At 56.3% G+C, this 25,502-nt stretch carries 17 protein-coding genes; 7 read left to right on the top strand and 10 right to left on the bottom strand.

Translation table 11 applies throughout. From position 1 onward, the window contains the following. Positions 1 to 2: 2 nt before the first annotated feature. The gene (locus tag K227x_RS11150) at positions 3 to 2,345 is read right to left on the bottom strand and encodes a glycoside hydrolase family 2 protein (RefSeq protein ID WP_145169563.1); all 2,343 of its coding nucleotides are present in this window, start codon (positions 2,343 to 2,345) and stop codon (positions 3 to 5) included. Positions 2,346 to 3,125: 780 nt separating this feature from the next. Here K227x_RS11150 and K227x_RS30470 point away from each other — a divergent pair. From K227x_RS30470 to K227x_RS11135, 4 genes are all read left to right on the top strand, one after another. After that, positions 3,126 to 3,296 carry a hypothetical protein gene (locus K227x_RS30470; protein WP_218933936.1) on the top strand — a complete coding sequence of 57 codons (171 nt, stop codon included), beginning with the start codon at positions 3,126 to 3,128 and terminating at the stop codon, positions 3,294 to 3,296. Between the two features lie 15 nt (positions 3,297 to 3,311). After that, positions 3,312 to 5,162 (top strand): tetratricopeptide repeat protein, encoded by a 1,851-nt coding sequence (locus K227x_RS11145; RefSeq protein WP_145169562.1) that lies wholly within the window; start codon positions 3,312 to 3,314, stop codon positions 5,160 to 5,162. A 206-nt stretch (positions 5,163 to 5,368) separates the two neighbouring features. Continuing rightward, entirely contained in the window at positions 5,369 to 6,610 is a 1,242-nt protein-coding gene (locus K227x_RS11140; RefSeq protein WP_145169561.1) for a DUF1559 domain-containing protein, read from the top strand. Between the two features lie 756 nt (positions 6,611 to 7,366). Continuing rightward, entirely contained in the window at positions 7,367 to 8,605 is a 1,239-nt protein-coding gene (locus tag K227x_RS11135) for a DUF1559 domain-containing protein (RefSeq protein WP_145169560.1), read from the top strand. A gap of 168 nt (positions 8,606 to 8,773) precedes the next feature. Here the strand turns inward: K227x_RS11135 and K227x_RS11130 are convergent, their stop codons facing one another. The 8 genes from K227x_RS11130 to K227x_RS11095 are packed head-to-tail and all read right to left on the bottom strand — an operon-like array spanning position 8,774 to position 16,228. Then, positions 8,774 to 9,043, bottom strand: coding sequence for an amphi-Trp domain-containing protein (locus K227x_RS11130; RefSeq protein WP_145169559.1), 270 nt, complete (start codon positions 9,041 to 9,043; stop codon positions 8,774 to 8,776). Beyond that, positions 9,040 to 10,410, bottom strand: a complete 1,371-nt coding sequence (locus tag K227x_RS11125) for a metallophosphoesterase (protein WP_145169558.1) — start codon at positions 10,408 to 10,410, stop codon at positions 9,040 to 9,042. Before K227x_RS11125 ends, K227x_RS11130 begins: the two co-directional genes overlap by 4 nt. A 10-nt stretch (positions 10,411 to 10,420) precedes the next feature. Further along, positions 10,421 to 11,104: a histidine phosphatase family protein gene (locus K227x_RS11120; protein WP_145169557.1), complete on the bottom strand. Its 684-nt coding sequence runs from the start codon at positions 11,102 to 11,104 to the stop codon at positions 10,421 to 10,423. Beyond that, a complete protein-coding gene (locus K227x_RS30465) occupies positions 11,097 to 12,089 on the bottom strand; it encodes an NUDIX hydrolase (RefSeq protein WP_218933935.1) in 993 nt (330 codons plus the stop codon). Before K227x_RS30465 ends, K227x_RS11120 begins: the two co-directional genes overlap by 8 nt. Further along, positions 12,071 to 13,237: an HprK-related kinase B gene (locus K227x_RS11110; RefSeq protein WP_145169556.1), complete on the bottom strand. Its 1,167-nt coding sequence runs from the start codon at positions 13,235 to 13,237 to the stop codon at positions 12,071 to 12,073. Before K227x_RS11110 ends, K227x_RS30465 begins: the two co-directional genes overlap by 19 nt. Further along, the gene (locus K227x_RS11105; protein ID WP_145169555.1) at positions 13,222 to 14,124 is read right to left on the bottom strand and encodes a GAK system ATP-grasp enzyme; all 903 of its coding nucleotides are present in this window, start codon (positions 14,122 to 14,124) and stop codon (positions 13,222 to 13,224) included. Before K227x_RS11105 ends, K227x_RS11110 begins: the two co-directional genes overlap by 16 nt. Continuing rightward, a complete protein-coding gene (locus K227x_RS11100; RefSeq protein ID WP_145169554.1) occupies positions 14,121 to 15,743 on the bottom strand; it encodes a phosphotransferase in 1,623 nt (540 codons plus the stop codon). The genes K227x_RS11105 and K227x_RS11100 overlap by 4 nt, the downstream gene beginning before the upstream one ends. Beyond that, positions 15,743 to 16,228, bottom strand: coding sequence for an NUDIX domain-containing protein (locus K227x_RS11095; protein WP_145169553.1), 486 nt, complete (start codon positions 16,226 to 16,228; stop codon positions 15,743 to 15,745). The genes K227x_RS11100 and K227x_RS11095 overlap by 1 nt, the downstream gene beginning before the upstream one ends. Positions 16,229 to 16,764: 536 nt before the next feature. On the opposite strand from K227x_RS11095, the gene K227x_RS11090 reads away from it, so the two are divergent. Continuing rightward, positions 16,765 to 19,764: a sulfatase-like hydrolase/transferase gene (locus tag K227x_RS11090; RefSeq protein ID WP_145169552.1), complete on the top strand. Its 3,000-nt coding sequence runs from the start codon at positions 16,765 to 16,767 to the stop codon at positions 19,762 to 19,764. 93 nt (positions 19,765 to 19,857) lie between these two features. Here the strand turns inward: K227x_RS11090 and K227x_RS11085 are convergent, their stop codons facing one another. Then, on the bottom strand, positions 19,858 to 21,612 hold the full coding sequence (locus K227x_RS11085) for a DUF3472 domain-containing protein (protein WP_218933934.1): 1,755 nt from the start codon (positions 21,610 to 21,612) through the stop codon (positions 19,858 to 19,860). A gap of 166 nt (positions 21,613 to 21,778) precedes the next feature. Here K227x_RS11085 and K227x_RS11080 point away from each other — a divergent pair, with 166 nt between their 5' ends. Together K227x_RS11080 and K227x_RS11075 are read left to right on the top strand one after the other, a co-directional pair. Then, entirely contained in the window at positions 21,779 to 22,369 is a 591-nt protein-coding gene (locus K227x_RS11080) for a DUF1579 domain-containing protein (RefSeq protein WP_145169550.1), read from the top strand. A gap of 330 nt (positions 22,370 to 22,699) precedes the next feature. After that, positions 22,700 to 25,183 (top strand): peroxidase family protein, encoded by a 2,484-nt coding sequence (locus tag K227x_RS11075; RefSeq protein ID WP_218933933.1) that lies wholly within the window; start codon positions 22,700 to 22,702, stop codon positions 25,181 to 25,183. The last annotated feature ends 319 nt before the right edge of the window (positions 25,184 to 25,502 follow it).

Below are 25,502 nucleotides of genomic sequence, written 5' to 3'. Positions count from 1 at the left end.
TTTCACTCGGCTTGGTTGAACAACTGCTTGTGCAGCTCGGCGAGCTGTTTGGCGGGGATTTTGATGACCTTGCGATCGTAAGTCATCAGTCCATTGATCTCGCCCTCGACATCCGTCGTCTGGGTGTAGACGCCAGCCGCGATGCCTTGCTGTTGAAGCTGGTCCAGCATCTGGATCGATGTGGTGTATCGATCCTTGTACTCATCCAACGACTTCGGCAAATCGCCGTACCCCCAGTTACGCCGGTTGGCATCCCACAGGTGTCCGGTGACGGGGAATCCATGACCGCCAAATTCGCCCATCACTTTGATGAATCCGTCGAATCGGCCGCCTTCCCCTTGTTGGAACGGGAACTCCGGGTGCGGGTACTTGTGGGCATCGACAATGTCACCAATCGGCCAAAAGTTTCCTCCGCTGGCGATGTTGACCAGACGCGATGGATCTCGCTTGAGAGTCCACTGGCCTGTTTCCACCGTCCGATGCTGTCCCCAGGCTTCGTTGAACGGCACCCAACAAACGATCGACGGATGACTTTCCAATGTCTGAATCATTCGATCCAGTTCCAGCATGAATTGATCATGTTCCTGGTCCGGCCAAGTCGCATCTTCGGGGTTCGGTGCCAACCGCGTCCACTTCGGTTTTGGCCCACCGCTGACATGGTCCTGCCAAACCATCATGCCGAGTCGATCACAGTGATAGTAGTAGCGTCGCGGTTCGACCTTGATGTGTTTGCGAATCATGTTGAAACCCGCATCTTTGAGCCACTGGATGTCGAACAACATCGCTTCGTCCGAAGGCGGGGTCAACAATCCGTCCGGCCACCATCCCTGATCCAGCGGCCCCCAATGAAAGATGACCTCGCCATTCAACGTGAAGCGCCACTGACCATCGGCATCCTTGACTTTGCCAACCGTTCGAATACCGGCATACGATTGGACCGTGTCGACCACTTGGCCTTTCGCGTCCAGCAGCTTCGCTTCGATGCCATACAGGTGGGGCGATGAAGGTGACCAAAGCTTCGCATCGGTCACAGTCAATTCGATGGTTTCGGAATGAGTCCCGGCATCCGTCGTCCCGGCAGCCGTCGTTTGTCCCGCCGTCTTTCGTCCCGCACTGGTGCCTTCGGCCACGACCCGGTCACCGTCGGTCACGATGACGTGAAGCTTACCGCCACCTTTCACCGTGGCATCCACGGTGATGCTGCCAGCCATGGCGTCGGTTGCGATCTTCCACTGGTCGATGTGCTGATCGGCGACTTCTTCCAACCACACGGTTTGCCAGATTCCCGACACCTGCGTGTACCAGATCCCTCGTGCGTTCAGAGTTTGCTTTCCGCATAGCTGGAACTTTTCGGTTTCATCCTCCACCCGAACCAGCAGTTGGTTCTTTCCGTCGGTTAGCGAATCGGTGATGTCGAACCAAAACGGCGTGTTGCCGCCCTGATGTTTGCCCACCGACTGTTCATTGACGAAGACTTCACATCGATAGTCGACGGCTTCGAAGTTCAGCAGCGTCCGCCGCCCCGTTTTGGGCTTGGCGTCAAAGGTGCGGCGGTACCACAAGGCTTCCGAGGCATCCAGCAGACGCTCGACTCCGCCGAGCTTGGATTCCAAGCAGTACGGAACCAGAATCTTGCCATTCCACTGGGCCGGTTGGTCGGTCTGTGTTTCGGGCGTGACGGCATAGTCCCATTCACCGTTCAAATTGACCCATTGGCTGCGCTGGAACTGTGGACGCGGATATTCGGTCCACGCGTTTTCGGCCGTGACGTCTTGGCCCCACGTCGTGATCAGTTCGGATTGAAAGGGAGTCGTATTTCTTTTCGCCGGTTCCAACTTTGGCACCTGGTCCGCATCGACCAGATGCACATCAATGAATTGGCCACCGCTGGTTTGGCGACAGCGAACGGCCATCACGTTGGTTCCAATCTTTAGCGCCGCTTGCTTGGGTTCCGGGATCGGGATTACCGCATAGTCCGTCGTGAACCCTTTGACCGAAAGGACGTTCACGCCGTTGATGAAAACGTCGACGTCCTCGTCATGATGAATCAACAGCGCCGGCTTGGCAGGAATGACTGGAAGATTCAGTGACTTGCGCAGCCAAATGGTGTTGGTTGCCCAAACCGTTCCGACGCGAGCGTTCGGTGTATCGCGAGTACCGAAACCACCGCTGCCCTGCGTCCACTGCGTGTCGTCAAACGCGGGCTTCTGCCAACCGTCGGCGGGCCGTCGAAGAGAGTATCGCCACTGATCCACGATCTCTTGGGCCGCCCCCATCGAAGCACCGACCAAAGTCACTGCGAATATCAACGAGAGGCAACCGACAAATTTGTGGATCGAGGTCATAGCAACCAGCGGTTTGAAGAGAGGAAAGGGGAAATGTGCGACCGGTCAGGTCCGAATCGACCCACCAGCAACACTTGACCAGCAGCGATGGGTCACCGATTCCGGCCGGATGTCGCCTGTGGGCAAACGGCCATTTGCACGGTGTGTCGCACGGCCAGTCGCACTTCGATCGAATCGGCACACCCGAGGAAACTGCACACACAGACCGCCGGCTGAACGGGATGCCGGAGGGCCAATTTCGCGGGACGGATCATCCCGGAAGTGTCAGACACGCAAAGACGTCGTCATTCAACTGGCAACCGTGAACCCGCAGCGGAGGTTTCCCGATTCGCAGTCATGCAAACCAAGGCATCCGTCATGCCATCCAGCCTGCACGAAATCCAAGGGGAAACGATCGAACGTGTCATCCATCGACCAATATTCTACAAAATGCACGAGAATGAAAAATGAGACAGACCGTATAAGTATTGAGTAATATGCCAACCGCCGTTCAGCTCGCTTCAACCTGATCCATGTTCTGCGACCAGATCGACGGCCGATTCCGATCCGTCAACTCGGCCCCGATTCTTAAAAACGCTGCATCCTGAAATCGAACGTTGCGGACTCTGCGGACAACGCGCAAGGGAGGTTCGTGGGTGCGGAACGTATCGCTGCGATCGGTGATGGTGGCGATCGGTTGCGATTGTGTTAAGCTTGAAGTCGAACAACCTTGGCGTACATTGTTCCCTCGCCATGGCATCCTTCCGGGTTCTGATTTGAACCAATCCAAAGGCTTTATCGATGAAACTTGCTCACGTTTGCTTCTTTGTTTTGATGGCTGCTGCAGCGCCTTGTTTTCTGACCGGTTGCTCGTCCAGCGAACCCGCTGTTGTCGAAAACGCAGCCATGTCGGAACAAGAAATGGCTGATTACGAAGCTGAAATGGACGCCACTGAACCGATCGAACGCTAGTCTTCGGTCACCCCGATGTCGAAACGGTCCGCCAAAGGACGATCAAACGGTGGACCGGAGGACACGCCTCCCGATAGCGTCGTTTTTGCTACCGGACGCTCCACGCGGAACCTATCCGCGATCTGGTGGGCGGGGATCGCGGTCGCATGCGTGCTTGGGTTTGGGCTTCGATTGTGGCATTTTGTCGAAGCGTCCCAGCTGCCTACCGCCGGGCAATTGCTTGGCGATGCACTGGGGTACGTCCAGTGGTCACAGCAGATCGCTGCTGGTGATTGGTATGGGCAACAAACCTTTTACCAAGCACCGCTGTACCCCTATTTCTTAGCGATCGTCAGTGTCGTGCTGGGGGCTTCGGTCGCCAGTTTTCAGATCACGCAATGCCTGCTGGATGTCGCCAGCATCGCATTCATTGGCGTGGCGACTCGCAATTGGTTTGGACGTCGATCCGGGTGGATTGCGGCATTTGGTTATGCGATCTATTCACCGGCGATCTACTACTGTTTGCTGATCCAAAAGGCGGGCTTGGCGGCATTCCTGCTGACTCTGCTGCTGTTTTTGGCGTCCAATCTTCAGCGCCGACCGCGGCTCGGCACCAGTTTGCTGCTAGGCGTTGTCTTGGGCCTGCTGGTTTTGACGCGGGAAAACTCGCTGCTTTGGATCCCACTGTTCCCGCTCTGGATCCTGTTTGCGTTGCCTAGGTCCGAGGGCTGGCTTGGCAATTCCGACAATCCAACCGATCACACAGCGGCCGATAGCGGGCCGCCTAAAACATGGCCCGTGCTGCTTTCTTACCTGGTCGGGCTCAGCCTGGTCTTGCTGCCGGTCGCCGCTCGCAACGCGTCGCTAGGTGGCGAATGGTCGCCGACGACATTCCAATCCGGCCCCAACTTCTATATCGGCAATTCGTCCAGCGCCAACGGTATCTACGTGGCGTTGATCCCCGGGCACGAAACGCCTGAATACGAACGCGCCGATGCCGAAAACCTTGCCGAACAAGCAACCGGCCACGAATTGACTCCGCGTCAGGTGTCACGATTCTGGTTCGCCAAGGCCTGGGCCGACATTCGCCAGTCGCCTGGTCGGTGGATCAAGCTGATGCTGCTGAAGACTGCGATGGTGATCAACGCCTACGAAGTCCCGGATGTCGAAAGTTATTCGTTGCATCAAGCGACATCCGCCCCGCTGCGCGTGCTGGGGACATTCTGGCACTTTGGAACCCTGTTCCCGCTTGCGATTTTTGGACTTTTCACGATCCCCTGGCGACGGGAAAAGATTGGCCTGTTGGCGATGCTGATCGCGTCCATGGTCGCGGCGGTGGCAATGTTCTTTATCCTGGGCCGGTACCGTCTGCCGTTGGTCCCGCTGATGCTGCCGATCGCTGCAGCAGGTCTGGCACAAATTCGCCACATCGGCACCTGGCCCCAGCCCAAGCGATGGACCGCGTTGGCCGCAACCGCGATCGGGCTGGTCCTGGCAAACGCTCCGATCCACCAAAAACAGAGTCTGGATGCCAATGCCCTTGCCAATATGGGGGTGGCGGCTGCCCAGGCCGGTGATTTCGAAATCAGTATCCAGTGGCTGACTCGGTCGATCCAGCGCGAACCGGATAGCCCGGTGCCCCGCTACAACCTGGCCGGTGCCTATCTGATGACCAATCGCACGGAGCAAGCGATCGAGCAACTGCAGATTGCCAAGCAACTGGATCCCAATCTCGTCGAAGTGGATCGCACATTGGCGGAATTGATGGAACAGCGAGGCGAAATCTCGCTAGCACTGAAACACTATGCAGAGGCACTTCGGATTGACCCTAGCGATGCTTTGGCAGCCGCAGCGATCCGACGATTGCAGGCTGGCGATCAACCATGAATATCTCAATAAGGACCGGTGATTTTCTCGGAATTTCGAAAATTACCCGATGCGTTCTCGAAGACTCCGTTGCATCTACCGCAATGTCGCCTTTTATCCCCTTGACCATCCTTGTGTGAGGGGGTAGCCTCAGGCAGTCGGAAATACGACATTTTTGTCGGATTACCGACGACCTACTTTCTTTTTCTTTTTTGAGGCTTTCGTCTATGACCGTTCATGCAGTCCACAACCATCGCAAGCGTGGTGGTTTTACCCTTGTCGAGCTTTTGGTGGTGATCGCCATCATCGGCGTGCTGGTGGGGCTATTGTTGCCCGCCGTTCAGGCCGCCCGTGAAGCCGCAAGACGCATGTCGTGCAGCAACAACTTCAAGCAAATCGGCTTGGCGCTGCACAACTACCACTCGGCTTTCAACAAGACGCCGATCACGATGGGAGGAACCACAAAGACATTCACGAATTCCTCCAATGACAGCAACCGCTGGTACCTCAGTTATTCCGTCGGCATTCTGCCGTTCCTGGAGCAACAAGGCATGTGGGAAGCGATTTCGAACCCCAGCATGGAAACCGTCAGCGGCGGCAACCCTCCAGCCACAGCCGGCGTCTGGCCTCCGATGGGCCCCTGCCCTTGGATCTTCGAATACAAGCCTTGGGCGACCGAGTTGCCCGGCTATCGCTGCCCCAGTGACCCAGCATTCGGACCTCCCGGTGGCGGACGAATCAACTACGCCGCTTGCTTTGGCGACGCGTCGAACACGGTCAACAACGGTGGCCGAAACGAAGGCGGCAACGTCAGCAATCAGAACAACGCGACCCACGCCGACTTCTCCGGTCGCGGTCCAACCAACTACAACTGGCTTGTCGAGCGATCACGTGCAGCCAACCGTGGTTTCTTCTGGGCTCGCCAACAGTTGGGTTTCCGCGACGTCTTGGACGGTCTGTCCAACACAATCGCCATGGGCGAAATCGTCAGCGACAGTGGTGGCCGCGAATTGAAGGAAGTTGTTCTGCGAACATCGCTTCAGTTTGGTGGCGGATCCGAAGCTTCCCCAGCCGACTGCAAGGACCCAACTTTCATTGATCCTTTGCGACCACAGTTCGCAAGTTCGACGGCAACCATCCAGTCGCGTGCAAACCGCTGGGCCGATGGACGCATGAACTACAGCGGATTCCAAACGATCCTGCCTCCCAACGGCATCACCTGCACACGCAGCAATGACAACTCCGAAGGATTCTTCTCCGCTGGAAGTCGCCACCAAGGTGGTTGCCATGTCTTGATGGGTGACGGAGCGGTGAAGTTCATCACGGACAGCATCGACACCGGAGACCAAACGATCCAACCGGTGCAAACTCGTGGACCGTTCCTGCCAGGCGGCAGTGCAAGTCCATACGGTTTGTGGGGATCGCTCGGTACCCGTAACTCGAAAGAAGTCATCGACGAGGCATTCTAGGTCTCACTCGATCGACTTTGCGAACCAGACTTCGATACGGTCTGTCGCAGCACCCCGAAAAAGGTGTTGTGGCAGGCCGTTTTTTTGTGCATGTCGCTGCGGCGATGGGACGCAAACGCGAGCCTCCCATTTCCTCCATTTCTCGCCGGCGCCACCGGTTTAGAACCAATGGAGCTGAGCCGAATTCACTTTCGGCGGACAGGCACCCTGGCGTCCATCGCAAGCCAGCCAAATGGACAGCCGATTCGCCCTGCTATCTGGCAACCGCGCCGCTTGCCATTGCATCACGGAAGTCATCGGTTGATCCGACCGCCACTTTGCCCGCCCCCCTGCTTGATCCATGGACTGATCCTCGATTGCAGGGTGAACGATTGCCGAGTGAACGATCGCTGGGTAAACGAGCGCTGGGTAAACGAGCGCTGGGTGAACGTTCGCAACTTCCCAAAAGGGTTTGGCGATTGCCGGTAGCCACGATGCCGATTCCGCCCCCCCCAGGGACGTTTGCGCCGCCAACGCGAACCAACGACCGGATCGCTCCGCCAACCCCAAAACTCTCAATGAAGACCGGCGATTTTCCCAAGTTTAGAAATTTCGGCGCTTACGGAGCATGAAACGCCACTGAATATGGACTAACGATGTTTCGAATCGCCTTGACCCACACCGCCGCGGGGGATAGCTTCAGGACTATCGGATTTCCGCAAGTTTTGTCGGAATTGCGACATTTGACTTTTCTTTACTTTTCGAGGCTCTCTTCAAATGACGGTTCAAACAACGCGAAGCCACAGTCATGGTGGGTTTACGCTTGTGGAGCTATTGGTGGTAATCGCCATCATTGGTGTCCTGGTCGGGCTATTGCTGCCCGCGGTTCAGGCAGCGCGTGAAGCCGCTAGACGGATGTCGTGCGGCAACAACTTCAAGCAAATCGGCTTGGCAATGCACAACTACCATTCAGCGTTCAACAAGTCGCCGATGACGATGATGGGGACCACCCGATCGGTCACTGACGCCAGCAACAACAGCAACCGCTGGTATCTCAGCTATGCCGTCGGGATCTTGCCGTTCATGGAACAGCAAGGGATGTGGGAAGCCATTTCGAACCCCAGCACGGAGACCGTTAGCGGCGGCAACCCGGCTGGGATCAATAACACTTGGCCTCCGATGGGCCCGTGTCCTTGGCGATTTGACTACAAGCCCTGGGCGACCGAGTTGCCCGGCCTTCGTTGCCCCAGCGACCCCGCGTTTGGGCCTCCCGGCGGTGGACGAATCAACTACGCTGCCTGTTTTGGCGACGCTTCGAACACGGTCAACAACGGCGGCCGAAACGAAGGCGGATACGTCAGCAACCAAAACAACCCGACCCACGCGAACTTCAACGGACGCGGCCCAACCAACTACAACTGGCTTGTCGAGCGATCACGAGCCGCCAATCGTGGTTTCTTTTGGGCTCGACAACAACTTGCTTTCCGCGATGTCTTGGACGGACTATCCAATACGATTGCGATGGGCGAAATCGTCAGCGATAGCGGTGGCCGTGACCTGAAGGAAGTCGTTGTGCGAACGACACTTTCATTCGGTGGTGGTTCCGAGGCCGCACCGGCCGATTGCATCGATCCAGCTTACATCGATCCGCTGCGACCTTCGTTTGCGAATCCGACGGTAACGGTTCAGGCACGTGCGAACCGCTGGGCCGATGGACGCATGAACTACAGCGGATTCCAAACGATCCTGCCTCCCAATGGCATCACCTGCTCACGTAGCAATGACAACTCCGAAGGCTTCTTCTCTGCGGGAAGTCGCCACCAAGGTGGTTGCCATGTCTTGATGGGTGATGGGGCGGTGAGGTTCATTACGGAAAGCATTGATTCGGGAGACCAAACGATCCAACCGGTGCAAACTCGTGGACCTTTCCTGCCAGGCGGCAGTGCAAGTCCATACGGATTGTGGGGATCGCTCGGTACCCGCAACTCGAAAGAAGTCATCGACGAGGCATTCTAGGTCTCACTCGATCGACTTGGCGAACCGGACTTCGATACGGTCTGTCGCAGCACCCGACAAAGGTGCTGTGGCAGGCCGTTTTTTCGTGCTCGGGCGCAAGCCTAAACCGCCTCTCAGCCCCATCGCTGACCTTCGCCGGGCGAACAAGCGACGACCGATCCGATGCGATCACTTGGCTGAAATCTTGATGTCTTTCTGGCGGACCGGGTCGGTGTCTTCGTACCAAGTCAGCCGTATGTACAGTCGGTTTTTCTTGTCATCTTGAGATGCCGAAATCTTCAGGTTCGCCAGCCCCTTGGGTTTCATCACCATCGTGCCATCTTCGTCTTCCAAGACAATTTTGCCTTTGGATACTCCGTCAACCAACGCGCCCAGCAACGTTTGCACGGACTCTGAATCTTGCAACGATTCATGCCGAAATCGAGTGCTCTGTTTCATCGTTTACTTCCTTCGTGTTTGATGTTGGCCCGCAGCGTGGCGAGCGTTCGAACAGGCTCGAAGACTTTGATCTGAGGAAAGTCCGAACTGACCCCTAGTATGCGGCCGCGCGGTTGAACAATCGTGACCGAAGCACCGCGCCCACCCACATTCTCCACGCGCCGTGTATGGCTATCCAAGCTCGTATCGCATTCGAAGTTGATCTGTGATTCACGCAGCGATAGTCGTTGACCATGATGCAGATTGCGATGCCCGTGCAGGATTGCAGTGATCCCGGCGCGATGCATGTGCTTCGCCCCCTTGGCGGTAAAGGGGCGATCCACATCGCGATACTTTGTGCGAATTGAATTGCAAAGCGGACCATAGTACGAATCAAACGGATCCCCGGCCATCGCTAGACGGAAATCATCGTTCAGCCGCCCAGCACCGTGCTTCCACAGCATCTCTGCCACGGTATCGTCGACGCCGGCATGAACAAACAGCAACGATCCACTTTGGTAACACAGACGCAGATTGCGATAGAACCAGTAGAACTCTCCTGACTTTTTCAGAAACAACTTCTTCCATTGCCGGGTCGCCGCGTAAACCTGCCGAAGATCGAGTCCTTGTTGGCCGCAAAGTGCTTCAAAACGATCAGCCTTCTTTGCGATCCGGCTTATTTCGCGATCCACTTGGGATGGAACAACGGCGTCTTCACAAATCTTCGGAAAATCGTCGAACCAAGATTGCCGAGGAAACAACCGTGATCGGCAGGTCGAAAGATTGGGAAGGGATTTCAGCTTTCGATCGGAAAGGTAGGTCGCCCAAACCTCTTGAATCAACGGAATAATCTTCTGGCCCGAACGAATGAAGAAATGCTCGTTCCGCACATCTTTCCGTTCCCCGACCACTCGCATCCCGAACAGCAATCGGATGTCATGATTTCCAGCAAGGATCCGCATTCGCGCACCCTGGTCTTTGATCTGACGTACGCAACGCAGCAGTTCAAGATTGCTTGGTCCTTTGTCGAAACAGTCGCCTCCGATCACAAACGTGGCGTTGCCACCCGCCTTGGTCAACCGGAAATCGCGACAGCAGGGTCCGGTTTGCTTGACGCTTCCCGACGCGACCAACGATGCCGCAAACGCGTCGGGGTCTGCGTGCAAGTCCGAAATGAAATGATGCTCGCGTTTAGGCCAACGCCACCGATTCTGTTTGTTCAGCTTGCTCAGCAATCGGATGAATTCACCGTGATCGTCTCCGTCGGTCACGATGGATTGTTCACCACCAACGGACCAGTCACAGACGGTTTTCGGCAGATCCACCCCGATCCATTTCTGCCCCTGATAGCGGGGACCAGCGTCGATGTGTTTGGAATTGCTTGACATATTGCGAGTCTCAATCCATCCGCTGGGATTGTGTCGAACGATGTTTCCAATCCCCAGCAACCTGTTGCCATAGGCCGTCGCTGGAAACCGAAAATGCGATCGGCACTGCGTGGTGCATGCTGAGTTTGGAAATGCGTTCGAAGGAAAGCACGCCAAGCAGGTGCGCCGCATGACGCAGCGATGCACCGTGACCAAAAAACAGAATAGCCTCACCAGGCGTCACCACCCTGGCCATCGTTTCGCTCAGGTAATCCGCCACTCGGCGGCCCGATTCCATCAGCGATTCAGCGCCCAGGAACGGAAGGCGAAAGTGACTATCGGATTTCCAGTTCGGCGGCAGCGGGTCAAGACGCGGGTCCTGATCCACCGCGATCGCGATCTCTGATTTATTCAAGTTGGCAACGTTTCCAACGCAACGTTCTGCCAGGCGGTCGGTTTCGACGATTCGCTGACAATCCGGCAATCCCTGCATTGCGATCTGAGCGGTTTCCCAAGCACGAAGCAGCGACGAGCTATGGATTTCGGCGGCAAGCGACCAACCATGTTGATCAGCCATCTGGCGCACTCGCTCCGCTGCGTCCATCGCTTGCCGGCGCCCAAGATCGGTCAACCGAAAGGGTTGGTGCGCGCTCGGCGCGTCCGCCAACTGGTGATAGTCACCATGCCGAATCAGGATGCAAATGCGATCAACCATCGTTGTCCCCATCGTCCATCGATCGGGCGATCCGTTCAGGCAGGCGCCGGATCATCGCCTTCAATTCGTCTTGGTGGACTCGGTCGGCCGCCGCAGCTGGGGACAACCATTCTCGGCCTCGATGGCTTTCCGCCCATTCGCTCGGATCCAGCACTTCGGTCACCTGCATCGGAAACACATGTACTTCGCAGGTGGCACCCCACTTGGCGTAAACGTAGTGCCCCATTTCGAAATCAAGCACGTTTCCTCGCACACCGGCTTCTTCGAAGGCTTCGTTCGCTGCGGATTCCTGCGCCGTTCTGCCAGGCTCATGGATACCTTTCGGAACCCCCCATCGCTTTCGTTTGCTAGTCGAAACAACCAGCACCTCGGGTTTCCCATCACGAACGCGAAACGGGATCACGGCCGATTGACGATAGTAGTACGCGGGCCGCGCCCGCCGCTGCGGACCATCCACCCCAGGAAAGGGAAATTTTTTCGGAAGCGTCACCGCATCGACGGCTTGTACCCAATCACCACCACCTGCCACCGCTTCGCCCCAACCATTGCCCAACATCAGGTGCAGCAAAACATCCGTGCCTGACCCGATCGATTCTTGTATCGAACCAGCATCGCTCCCGCACACGTAGCCAGCCAAATCGATCGCGGTAGCCCTTGGCATCACCAGCAGAGCGCACTGAGTGTCGGAATCTAATTTTGACAGAACGCCGCGTGGTGCCCCTTCGTCACCCTGTGCGAACATTGCTTCTTCGCGAACAATCTGCGCGTCCAAACCGACGGACTTGCTAGACTTTTCGGCAATCGTTCGCGACGACAAACGAGCATCGCAAATCACCTGTTGCGGCACCAGTTCCTGACGAGCCATCCAGACACCGAACCGCTGCGCGTTGCGTTTACTCGAATCAGCGGGATCTACCGATGACGGTTCCACTGAATCCTGGTCCGGCGGATCCGGATGGAATAGGATCAGGAGGTCTTTGTGCACAGATCTGCTTCCAGAATCGATCGAAATTTGTCAGCTGCCAATGCAAAATCAACTCTGCCGCTCGCTTCCCAAACGTTGACGCGATCGAGCAGATCGATATAGGGATCCAAGTCGATCCTTTTGTCATCGGTTTGGAAAACACCGTCGCGATCCGAATAGAACGGCCCCGGCGACTTGATAATCGCCTCTAGCAATTCGGGACGCTGATGCAGATCGACCCGCTGGATCTGACAATCGGACTGCGAATCCCGACGCCAATTGAGTACCAACAGATCCGTCATAGGCGATCGGGACGCAATTCGGTCCGCACCGAACAGCCCCGTGATGTCGACGTCGTACTTTTGTTCCAGGTCCCATAATTGATCCGCCGGCAGCGCTGCGAACTGATCACGTTGGGCCTGATCCAGGATGGGGCTTAGCGTGGGGAGACTAAGGATCGTGCCGGGATTGATGCGAGGCAATTTCGGCACTCCGATGGCGCATACACCACCGCTGGAATCCGGCTCTAGGAACAACCGATCGTTGGTCAAAAACTTCGTTCCCGGTTCCGTCAACATTCGAAGCATCAACGACGATTTTCCACCGCCCGAAAAGCCTGCGATCGCCAGAGCCCGCTGCCCAAGCACAATCGCCGATGCGTGGCAGATCACCGCGCCGCGGAGTTGTAGCCGATTCATCAATTGGCAATTGACAAAATTGATGACCTGATTGTCGTTCAGCACACAACCGCCACGGACGATCCGGTGGGAATCACTCTGCAAAAACAGCATTCCCGTCCGCACCTTCAACACCAAACGGCCGATCGAAGGTCTGCGATTCGAATTGCCATCTCCCGTTGTCTCTGGCCCGACCGAATCCGCTGAAACCAAGTCCAGATACGCATCTTTACGCCCAGACTTTCCGGGTTCGCGGCGCCAATGCTGGTACGCAAAACCCAAGTCCGTTGATGGACCCTCGATAGCATAAAGCACCACTTCGCCTCCGCCGACTACCACTGCGTGGGCAAAGTAATCACGCAATCGATCAAGCAATTGTCGCGAATTGGATCGGACTTCTAAACGAAAACCATCTAGATCCAAGACGACGGACGGTTGGTCCATGACGGCACCGTCCATCATCCGGTCCGCGATCTCTAGCAATCTTTGCATGCGTTGAACTCTCCGATCACGTAGTCAGCGTACAGGCCCGATGCATCCATCTGCATCCCCTCGTGAACACCGCGGAATCCTCCAAAAGCCGACACTTCAAAAACGATCGGGCCATCCTTGGTATCTGCCACGTCCACCGTTGTAAAATCCATCCCAAAAAGTGCTTGGGCTCTCGTCGCCAATTCAATGGTGCTGGTGGGCGGATCGTGGGCGGCGTATCGACCACCACTTTGAATCGTTGTGTTCCAAGCTTGACCTTGGCTGACACGCGCGTAGGTACCCAAATACTTTCCGCCCAAAAAGACCATCCCGAGATCTTGGCCAGGCAGGTCCACTTTCTGCTGGATATACATCATCGGATTGGTTGCTTGGAAACGATCGATCGAATCCAACAAATCCGAATCGGCCAAGGATCCATCAATCAATTCCATCCCGCGTGCTTTCGTCGAATACAGCGGTTTCAGAACGGCGGTACCGAAGCGGCGGATCGCCTGCATCGCCTCGACTCGGCTTTCGGTCACAACGGTTTCCGGCATAGGGATGCCGCCACCGCGCAGGGTCATGGTGCAACCGAGTCGGTCGATCATTCGGATGATGGTCTCGGTACGCGAAAAAACGCGAACCCCGGCATACTCGGCCAGTCGCAACAGTTCGATCCGATCGAGAGTCGCAGGCGAATACTGCTGACTGATCTTTTTCACGATCAGTCCATCCAAACCACACAAATCGACACCGCCGGCCATCAACTTACCGGATGCCAGATCCGCGCAAACATCCGCCATGCTGACGACTAGCCGGAATCCGGTACGTTTCTGCAATGCGTCGGCCAACACCTCGGTTGACCATTTTCCCGGAATACCGACAACGCCGATTCGTAGTTCATTCACGAGAAAAGCTCACGTATCGGCAATCGAAAATCGGCCGCGGATTCGACTGGTTGGTCGATCGTCCGCTGCAGGATATAGCAGCCGCGCTGACACATCGCCTTGGCCAGTGACTTGTCCAAGATGAACCGCGTCGACGTGATGAACGATCTGGCCAACCCATAGGCCAGTCGCATTTCAAAGGTTCGATCTCCTTGCTGGCGTGCGAACTTCTGTGCCTTGGCATGGACGTACTCTGCCACGTCCGCGACTCGGCGACGCGTTTGTTTGTCCAACGCCTGCAACCGGTACCCCGACACCATGAACACGGATACGTCCTGTGTGTAATCGGAATATCGCGATCGATGCAGATCGATAAAATTGATCCGCTCGGTGGCAGGATCAAAAATGATGTTGTCCAGATTGAAATCGCCGTGGATGTAGACCGAAAACGGTGGAGTGATCGAAACCTCTTTTTCTTCTGCCATTTCGATCAAATCCAACAGCGAGTGAATCTTTGTCCGTCCGATGCGCCCTCCGCCACGCCCGAATTCGGGGTGAATTTCCAGGACGCTATCCAATCGCTTTCGCAGTTGTGCCATGTGGAACGACGGCACCTGTTCGTCCGACTTTGTTTCTCGCCAAACCGATCTCAGGGTCTTGGCAAGGTGTTGCAGGTTCGACCGCAATTGTTCGCTAGTGCCAGAGATCAGCATCTGATCGAAAGTCACACCCGGTAGGTGTTCGATCGCCAACGACGCGTTCTGGCCGCGCTTTCGGAACGACAATATCTGCGGAGCCAAGCCCGGGTAGATCTCGTGCCAGTTTTTGACACTCCGCTGTTCCTCTTTCAACTTCCCCTTGGCTCCATCCTTGATGATGGCGTCAAAGCCTTCGCCAGTTCCGCAACCGATCCGCGAAATGTTCGTACCGGAATTGGTTTCAGCAGCCTTGGCGACGGTGGCTTCGTCGATGCCCAGGTCATCACACGCCGTCTGCAGCAATCGATATCGATCCATCTGCAACGGACGCCCCAACCGGGCTCCCACCAACGACTCGCTCACTTCCCGCAACACCGCACTCATCTCGTTCAACTGCGTCGCAATGAAGAAAGCGCACAGAACACGATCCGGATGTTCGATGCTTTCCAGTTCGCGTGACTGGCCTTCGAAGAAAGACGAATGCTTGGTCGACATTAAATTCGCCAGATCACTGACCTTTAGCGCCGTCTTGGTACCATCCTCTTCGATCCCAAACCGGATCAATTCGATTCCTTTCTGGACATCTTCCAACAATCCGGTCGATGAAAGCGTCCTTAGAATCCCCCGTCGTTTCCGACCGCTCAATTGCCGTGCGCAGTCGTTGATCAGTGCGGTTAGACGATCAAGCTGTGTTGCGATCGATTCGGCGGCGCGTAGGGAATAGGTTTCCAGATCCGCTGCCGAATCCGTCATGCGAAGTTCATTGGCACAAGCATCATGAATGCGCATCTTCAGATTGTACGAGTAGCCGCGGCGATCGAGCATACGCTGAGTCAGATCGGCCGATGGATTGGCCAGCAAGTCGACAAGGCTATTCAATTGCGTGCTGGTCTCTGCCAGCAGGAATTGCAAGTTGTCGCGGATAGGTTGGGAAAGACGCATCAGCGTGAATCAATCAAACCAAGGTAAACGGGAGCCTTGGCAAAATCGTCCTGCAAAATCCGTTGCCAAGAATCGGGCCACAGCAGATCCACCATTTGGCTATCGAGGTCCAACCACAGAACATCTTGCTGATTCTTGTCAGGCCGAATCCCATTGGATGCGATGTACGTATCGGAGACCGAACAACGAAACACAAATTCAATTTGGTGCCGCACCGTGGGCGGATTCGTGCGGCGTTTCTTAAAATAGTCGGCCACATGCATCAGACGATGCACTTCGATATCAGCGCCGATTTCTTCTTTGCATTCTCGATGCAAACTTTGCTGCAACGTTTCGCCAGTTTTCGAACCACCACCGGGCAAGGTGAGGCGAACATTGCCGCCGCGGTTGACCTTTCGTTGCACCAGCAACATGTTGTCTCGCAGGATCACGGCCCGAACAGCGTTGCGTTTCTGCGGACAAAAATCCGCGATCTGATCATTCATAGTTTGGCCGAACTCAACCTCTCGTCGCACCTTGGCAATGCGTCGCAGGTTCCATCGGATCACGAAAAGGTTTTGCGATGATTCCAGTCTAGCGAAACATCATCCCCTTGATCCACATCGGGTGCAACAGGTCGACGTCACGGCGCCCAACCTCGGCAGCCGAAAAATGCGAGCCTGGCGACGGCCGACACCGAACATGAATTTCGTGTGAAGGAACCCCTCGCGGCCTGAACTGGCGTCAATGGTCGCTGGCGTCCACGATGGGATCGGACGACTCGCAGCGCCTGCAATCCCGAACCGATGGCATGGGGACTGCGGGCACGACCGCAGGGCCATTGGCTGCTTCAGCCGCCGTCACACTTTGCCCCCGCCGAGCCACCCGGTTTTCCGGCCTAGACGACAAGCTATCTCAGAGACCGGAACGCGACTCTCATTGTGATCTGAAAGCCATCGTCTAGATTGATCGATGGCCCTCCATCATCGCAGTCTGCGACTAAGCCGACTGCGACACCATTCATCGGATCAGGATTCCCAAAATGAGTCGAATCACTGCTGCCCCTAGCTTGCTTTTGGCTTTGCTGGTGGGCTTGTGCTTCACTGCGGCAACCAATGTTTCTTTTGCCGACAAACGCCCGAATGTCGTCACGGTGTTTATCGACGACATGGGTTGGTCGGATCTGTCGTGTTTCGGCGGAACCCGCACGACCACCGAGAATGTGGATGCGTTGGCCGCGGAAGGATTGCGTTTTTCAAACTTTTACGTCAACTCGCCCATCTGTTCGCCATCGCGAGTCGCCCTGTCGACCGGACAGTATCCGCAACGTTGGAAGATCAGTTCGTATCTAGCGTCCCGAAAACTGAATCGTGAACGGGGAATGGCACAGTGGTTGGACTTGAAGGCGCCGATGTTGGCCGGCCGCCTTCAACAATCCGGATACGCGACCGGTCACTTTGGAAAATGGCACATGGGCGGCCAGCGTGATGTGGGCGAAGCACCCCTGATCACCGAGTACGGATTCGATCGAAGCTTGACGAATTTCGAAGGACTGGGACCACGAGTCTTGCCCCTGAAAGATGCCTTCGATGGCAAGCCACCGCAAAAACACGACCTTGGATCAGGAGACCTAGGACGGGGGCCGATCCAATGGCAAGACCGATCCGTGGTCACCGCCACCTTCGTCGACGACGCGATCGGGTTCATCAACGAAGCGGCCGGCCAAAACAAGCCGTTTTTCGTCAACGTTTGGCCCGACGATGTCCATTCGCCATTCTTTCCACCCGAAGTTCTGCGGGATGAAACCGATGGTTCCAAACGAGCGTTGTATTTCGCGGTGCTGGACGCCATGGACCAACAACTGGCGAAGCTGTTCGATCGAATTCGAAACGACGAAAAGTTGCGTGACAATACATTGATTCTTGTGATGTCCGACAATGGACACGAAGAGGGGGCCGGTTCTTCGGATCCGCTGCGTGGCGCCAAGACATGGTTGTACGAAGGCGGCGTACGATCACCGCTGATCGTATGGGGACCGGGCTTATTGGCGGATGAAGTTGCGGGCACGACCAACGATCAATCCGTGTTGTGCGCGATGGATGTGAATCGATCCCTGTATTCCATCACCGGGACACCAGTCCCCGAATCGGTTGTCTTTGACGGCGAAGATTTGTCCGAAACCTTGCTGGGCAAAACCACACAGAGCCGCAATGATCCGATTTTTTGGCGTCGACCACCCGACCGTCCAGGAACCAGCGAAGCGGACAACCCAGACTTGGCCGTTCGTGACGGGAAGTGGAAATACTTAGTCAACTACGACGATAGCGAACCACAACTCTACGAATTGGTGGCCGATCCGTCCGAAGTCAAGAATCTGGCGGACCAACGACCACAGGTCGCCCAACGTCTGCATCAATCGTTGATCGCCTGGAACGCGGCGATGCCCGCAGATGCCGGCGATCCCCGCCTGCAAGATCCACAAGACGTCGGATCGATTTCACCGGACCTGTTCATCAACCCAATCGGTGAAGGCGCCGACCCATGGGTGATTCGCGATCCAAACCAACCTCGATACCTGTGGTGCACTTCCCATGGCAATCAAGCGATCTCGATCCACAGTAGCGATCGGCTGACGTCGCTAGGAAAACCACACACGGTATGGACAGCGCCCCAATTGGGGCCTGTTTCAGCGCAGGTGTGGGCCCCCGAACTGCATTTCATGGACGGTCGTTGGTATGTCTATTTCGCGGCTTCGGATGGCGACAACGCCAACCATTTGGCCTACGTCCTAGAGTCACTGACCGAGGATCCATTGGGCCAATACACACTGCACGGACCACTGGCAACCGGCGACGGCGACGATGGCATGTCGCCCAACACTTGGGCCATCGACATGACGGTACTGACAATCAAAGACAAGCGATTTGCAATTTGGTCAGGTTGGGACGTCCCGGGATCAGACCAACAGTACCTGTACATCGCCCCAATGGAATCCCCCACTAAGCTTGCTGGTCCGCGAATCCGATTAACCAACAATAGCGACCATCCGTGGGAACTGACCGAGAACGGCGACGCGGGACGCGGATTGAACGAAGCCCCGCAAGTGTTCCAGGCGAAGGGCAAGACCTTCGTGACGTACTCCTGCGGTGCGTCGTGGTTGCCGACATACAAGCTTGGGATTCTGGAATTGACGGGCGAAGACCCCTTGGATCCAGACGCCTGGCACAAACGGCCCAGGCCCGTTTTCCAAGGCACACACGATGTGTTCGGCGTGGGGCATTCTTGCTTTGTGAAGTCCATCGACGGCAAACAGTGGTGGCATATCTTCCACGCCAAACGAGATCGCAAACCGGGTTGGCGTCGTGCCATCTATGTGCAACCGATGTCAGTTGGCAAAAAAGGTTTTCCGTTGCTGGGCAAACCGATCCGCGCTGGCAAGCCAACGCAACGCCCGTCGGGTGAACATGTGCGTCAAGCAACGTTGCCCATCCGCCTGTTCGGCGATCAGGATACCGATTCCGATTGGTCGTATTATGCTCACCACCAATCCGTCGATCGAAAAGACGATGGGCTGCACCTGGGGGTGGTCACTGGGGCCCCTGTGAATCATTACCCCAGCGGCGAAAAGATCGTCCTCGATTCCCCATGCCCGGATGACTTCATCGCCGACGCTACCATCGATTTCAATGGCAACGCGGATGCACGCGATGCTGGAATCCTGTTTCGATGTACTGGCCCGTCCGTCGGGTTCGATGCACAGCGAGGCTACTTTGCGGGCATCATTCCAGCGACCGGTTTGGTCGTGGTTGGAAAGACCAACGGAACCTCATGGACCGAAATCGCTCGAGCGAGATCGCCCATCGATGTCGCGAAGCACCAGAACCTTCGTGTCCAGATGATCGGTGACCAGATCACCGTCGCCCACAACGGGCGTCATTGCCTATCGGTCACCGACGACACCTACGCATCCGGCACAGTGGGTTTGCGTGTCGTCAATACGCACGCCGTCTTTTCGGACTTGAAGATCAACGGCACAGACTAAGTCCATCGTGCGATTCACCGAAATCCCCCCATCGATAAGGAAATCTGGCTAGTCCCACTACCGAAGACATGGACTGGATTGCCAATCGCGGGCTCAGTTGCGATTCGGTGCGGCGGCAATCGTTTGGGTAGTCCAGAACTGACCTTCGTCGTTGGTAAGTAACATGCGAACGCGAACGGTTTCCTCTCCATCAACCGCATCAATGACAAACGTGTTGTCACCTTCGCGCGGCGATGTCAGCAACGTTTCGTTCTGCCAGCGATCAGCGAAGGTCAGCCCTTCCGTTGGCCCCCAAAACATCCTGACCGACGCATTCTTACCAACGTTGCGAACACGAAAAGTCCCTCGCAAGTGATGGGCCACGCGCTCAACGATGGTCGCGGTGATCGTGGACGGCACGCCTTTCAGATAGGCGACATCTTCGTTGCTGAGGTAGCTTGGCATCTGGCGTTGGGGCTGCTGGTCAACTTGAACGTACCGATCGGTTGCCGCTTTGCGATACGTCCATCCGCCCGTTTGAAGATAAAACCAACCGTCATCCGTCAAGCCACGATCAGTATGCGTCAGGCCGGTCTTGCGATCCGCATTGCCGTTTGACATTCGATCCAGCGGATGCCAGTTACCGGCCTGATCCATCACCCATCCGCGGTAACGCATCACTCGCTGGTAGGGTCCGGTCCGTTGAACGTGAGGCGGCCCAGGAACCTCAACGAAACTGCCAACGACAAGCGAATCGATCGGCTTGCCAGCGTTGAACTTGTTGCCGACACCGAACAGACGCCAACGCTGGGTGTCCGCCTGATAAAAGTAGCTGAAGTACGTATCGTAGCGATCGCCCGGCTGGACTCTTAGCGCAAACACCTGCCGCTGGCCCTGGCGACCGGCCAGGGGTTCCCAATCGCGAATTTTGACGCCGGTGCCTTCGTGATCAAAGCCACCAAAAGTTGCGTGACGATTACCGATCGCAAGCAGATGAGACAGCTGCTGGACCGCAGGCTGCGGCTGGCCACGCTTGAATGACCACAACGAAAAATTGAAACTTGTGTTGACGGTACCATCGGCCTGCCAAGTTGGTCCGTAGTACCCGAACGGCGTCGTGATCGGCGCATAGAAACCAAGTTCCCCCGGGACGGCATCCATCTCCATCACCCACATCCGCACCGGTCTGTCGATCTGCGAACTGGAGAATTTGGTGTGCGCCGCTGCCGGTCGCCATCGCTTCCGCAGCACCGCCCCGCCGACCACGGCGTCACCGGAAACGTCGATCCAGTGCAGACGACTGCCCGCCGATCCCTTGTCACATGCCAATCGAAGAACGTGTTGGCCGGCTTTGGGAACGGTAAACGTCATCGTTTCCGCTGACACTGGTTCGCCGAACGAGCCGTTTGGTTTCAGCGTCTGTTCCGTCCCAGCAAGACTCATGCGGAATCGATCTTTCGAATCTTGAGACGACAAAAAGACTTGCACTGATACCGTTCCCGGCTTCGCAAGCAGCAGCCCCCACTCGGCAACATCGCCGGCATCCCAACCTTGGATCGTGGCGAAAGTTTTGCTGCCATTGAGGTTGTTCTGGTCCGGCACCGTTCCGATGCCGGTTGCCGAAAGCCCTAGCTTTGGAAAAAAAGCTTCGTTGGGCGTTAGTATTAACCGGCCGTCACGGGATCGCTGGGCCTGAAAGAACAGGTCTGGCGAACCGGGAACCGAGACCCAGGATGTCGCCTGCCCCAGCTGACCAACACCGCTCGAAGGCTGCGTTTCCGCGGCGAAGGCAATCGCAGCGGTCGCCGATGCGACGGCGAAAAAAAAGACGCGAACCAGCAGGCACGCTCGCTTGATGATGTGATTCATGGACAGGCATCCTGAGTGATCCGGGTCGCAATATCGAAGTTCGCAGTGCGTCGTCGATGTCGCCCATGATACGATATGTGCCAGAATCCGGGATCGCACCCCATTGGGGCATCCCATCGGTTCCGTACATCCCCCTGATTGAATCACCATTTCCGGAAGCCATCCAATGAAAAATAGAATCTCAATGACGGTCCTGTTGGCGATCGCGTTTTGCATCACGAGTTCGTCATCCGGCCAAGCCCCTCAGCTCCCGCAACCTGGACCCGAATTCGATGTCTTCAAGGCGGACATCGGTAGCTGGGATGTCCAGATCAAGACTTGGGAAGGGGGTGGGGAACCAACCATATCGACGGGCAGAGAAACCAACCGCATGCTGGGTGGCTTCTGGATGCTTTCGAACTTTCAAGCCAACTTGATGGGGCTGAACTTCCAGGGGCATGGCATGTACAGCTACGACGCAGATGCAAAGAAGTACGTCGGGACATGGATCGATTCGATGGGTGCCACGAAGATGGACCTGATCGGCACCTATGACAGCGAAAGCAAGACGATCACTTACGAAGGAACGGCGCCGGGCCCCGATGGAAATCCATCCAAACACGTCCTTGCCACCAAGTATCGCGACGACGGCACTCATACCGTCACGATGCACATGCAAGCGGGCGACGCGATGTTCAAAGTCTTTGAAATGGAATACACCAAAGCCAACGCCGCCGGTGCCCCCAAACCAGTCACCCAAGCTGATAAGCAGCAATGATCGGTTAGCCCCCCAGTTTCCAATTTCCAAAATGAGCCGCTGGGCGATAGCCCCGGTTATCGAATCCCCAGACCATCCCCAGCAACAAAACCAGCCTGCCGACAACATCAAAACGTCGAACCAATCGAACGACTCCTGGCTGTCTGCGTCAGCGTCGCCAGACGGTCTGGAACCTCGGTTCACGATGGTTGATTTGGACTTTCTGCGAGTCCAACCGTGACATTCACGATACGTTTGTTGCCTGTAAGAGTGGATCCCGAGTTTGGCAGAGTCATCCTGCCGCGCTCGGTGGCATCTCTCCTCTCACTCTTTTCTACCGCAGGCAAAACCATGGCACTCTTCTGGGCGAACCGCAGGAATGGCCGTCATCCATCGGGCAAACGCAAGGCAACGCCGTCAAACCAACAACGAACACGCAGCAAAACACGACGGCGGCTACGGACGGAAACCTTGGAAGCACGGCAATTGCTAGCCGCGAACATCTTCCACAACGAACAAATCCCCGAGGACGTGAACGAAGACGGGATCGTTTCCGCCATGGACGCGTTGACGGTCATCAATCAGATGAACCGGCAATCGGCCAGCGATGTCGTTGACGGAGGCGGTCGGCAACAACGCGATTCGGGGCGGATGACCGACGTCAACAACGATGGCCGCGATAGCGCGCTGGACGCCTTGATGATCATCAACCGATTGAGTCGTGAACGGGGCAGGGCAGGGTCACCGACACAGAGTCCCACCCCAGAGAATCCGACCGATGATCTTTCGGTTGAATATCGGTCGATCGATGGCAGCGACAACAACCTCCAGATTCCCGAACTTGGCACCGCCGACACGCAACTGCTGCGCGTCGCCGAAAACGATTATGCCGATGGCATTTCGGAACCCGCCGGCGCTGATCGACCGAGTGCCCGTGAAATCAGTAACGTGCTTGCAACCGATGACGGCACCATCAGCGATCGCGACATGTCAGCGTTTGTTTACGTCTGGGGCCAGTTCATCGACCATGACATCACCCGTACTCCGTCGGGCGGCGAATCGTTTGACATCGAAGTGCCCACGGGCGATTCCTACTTTGATCCGTTGGGAACCGGAACCCAAACCATTTCGCTAACCCGGTCTGCCTACGATACCGAAACCGGAACCGAAACACCGCGAGAACAGATCAATACGATCACGACGTGGCTGGATGGGTCGGCCGTCTACGGATCCGATGACGCCACAGCAACGGCGCTTCGAACCCTATCCGGCGGGCAGCTAAAGACCAGCGACGGCGACCTATTTCCCTACAACAATGCGGAAACGTTCCCCGACGGTACGCTTTCGATGGACAACGATGCAGGCATCTTCCCGGACAATGAACTGTTCGCTGCGGGCGATGTTCGCGCGAACGAAAATATCGAACTGACCGCTATCCAGACCCTGTTCGTCCGTGAACACAACCGGTTGGCCGAAGAAATCGCAGCCTCGGATTCGACATTCACCGACGAAGAAATCTATCAGCAGGCCAGAGCAATCGTGGTCGCCGAGATTCAGGCCATCACGTACAACGAGTGGCTGCCAGCGTTCTTGGGCGAAGATACGATCAGCCGTTACGAGGGGTACGATTCGACCGTCGACCCTACGATTGCGAATGAGTTTTCGACGGCCGCGTTCCGCTTTGGGCATAGCCTGTTGGGTGACGATGTTGAATTCTTGGATAACGATGGCAACGAGATTGCGGATGAAATTCCGCTTAGCTATGCGTTTAGCAATCCAGAAGCCGTCGCCGAAAACGGGATCGATTCGATCATCAAATATCTGGCGTCCGATCCATCGTCCGAACTAGACATCGAAGTGGTCGATAGCGTCCGCAACTTTCTGTTTGGTGCGCCTGGTTCTGGCGGGTTCGACCTGGTCAGCTTGAACATCCAACGCGGGCGAGACCACGGGTTGGCGGACTACAACACGACGCGGGTCGCCTATGGCCTGGATCCGGTCGAAAGCTTCGCCGACATGACGTCTGATCCCCAAATGCAGACGAAACTAGAACAATTGTACGGAACGGTTGATGACATCGACCTGTGGGTCGGCGGACTGGTCGAAGATCACGCCGACGAGTCAAGCGTTGGTGAGACGTTCCAGACGATCATCGCAGACCAATTCGAACGACTTCGTGATGCTGATCGATTCTGGTACCAGAACGCGTTCTCGGGATCCGATCTCCGACAGATCGAACAAACCAGTTTGGCCGATATCGTCCAGCGGAACACCGATCTGACCAATCTACAAAAGGACGTCTTCTTTTTCGATTCGTCGATTTCTGGCGTTGTGACAGCAGGCGTTGTAACGGCCAACCCCGTCGCGACCGATGCAGTGACGTCGATCACGGCAAGGTCGGGCGTTGGTACAGCCAGCGATTCGAAAACCAAAGGGGACCGTGACCGCGGACGCGATCCGGTCGGTATTCCCGATCAAGTGGTCCAGCTGGTCAGCGACGGAGAAATCATCGCAGAAACAACGACCGATTCCGAAGGCCGTTACAGCTTCGACGTGCAAGATGGTCTGCGTACCGGCCAATACGAGATCCACTTGATCTCGGATACCGAGGATGGCCCAACCACGACGGTCCAAGAAGTGGCCATCACGAGTGGCGATGTGCATCTACGCAACATCCATTTCCCCAGCATCGCAGAGACCACCGAAGATGATGACCAGCGTCCAAACGACCGCGAACGCGATCAAGGTGGACAACGCCGCCACCGGGACCAAAATCCGCTTCGATCGGATTTAGTTGACCACGTCTTTGCCGCCGGTGTGGACCGACTGCAGTAACGCCAACGGTGATTCGCGTCCGACACGACCGCGCCAGTCTGAGCGACAAAGGATTCCGATCCTTTGCAAAATCAACAAGTCGACTCCACACCGAGTCGACGCAAAGCAGTTCGGGTGACTGCGTCGCAGGAACCAACCGTGATCAGTGACGAAGAATTCGATTGATCACACGGGCGACGATGGATGCGCGGTCCCACAACACGTGGTGGTCTTCGAGCGTCCCGGCGGCAGTGCAGATTTGATTCTCGGCCCCGTGTGGCTCCTTTCGCGTTCATCGCCGGTGTCCATTCAGCCATCGCAGTCAACGCTTGCTGGTCGA

Source organism: Rubripirellula lacrimiformis (assembly GCF_007741535.1).
Lineage (GTDB): Bacteria > Planctomycetota > Planctomycetia > Pirellulales > Pirellulaceae > Rubripirellula > Rubripirellula lacrimiformis.
This window is presented reverse-complemented; position numbering and strand designations above follow the sequence as displayed.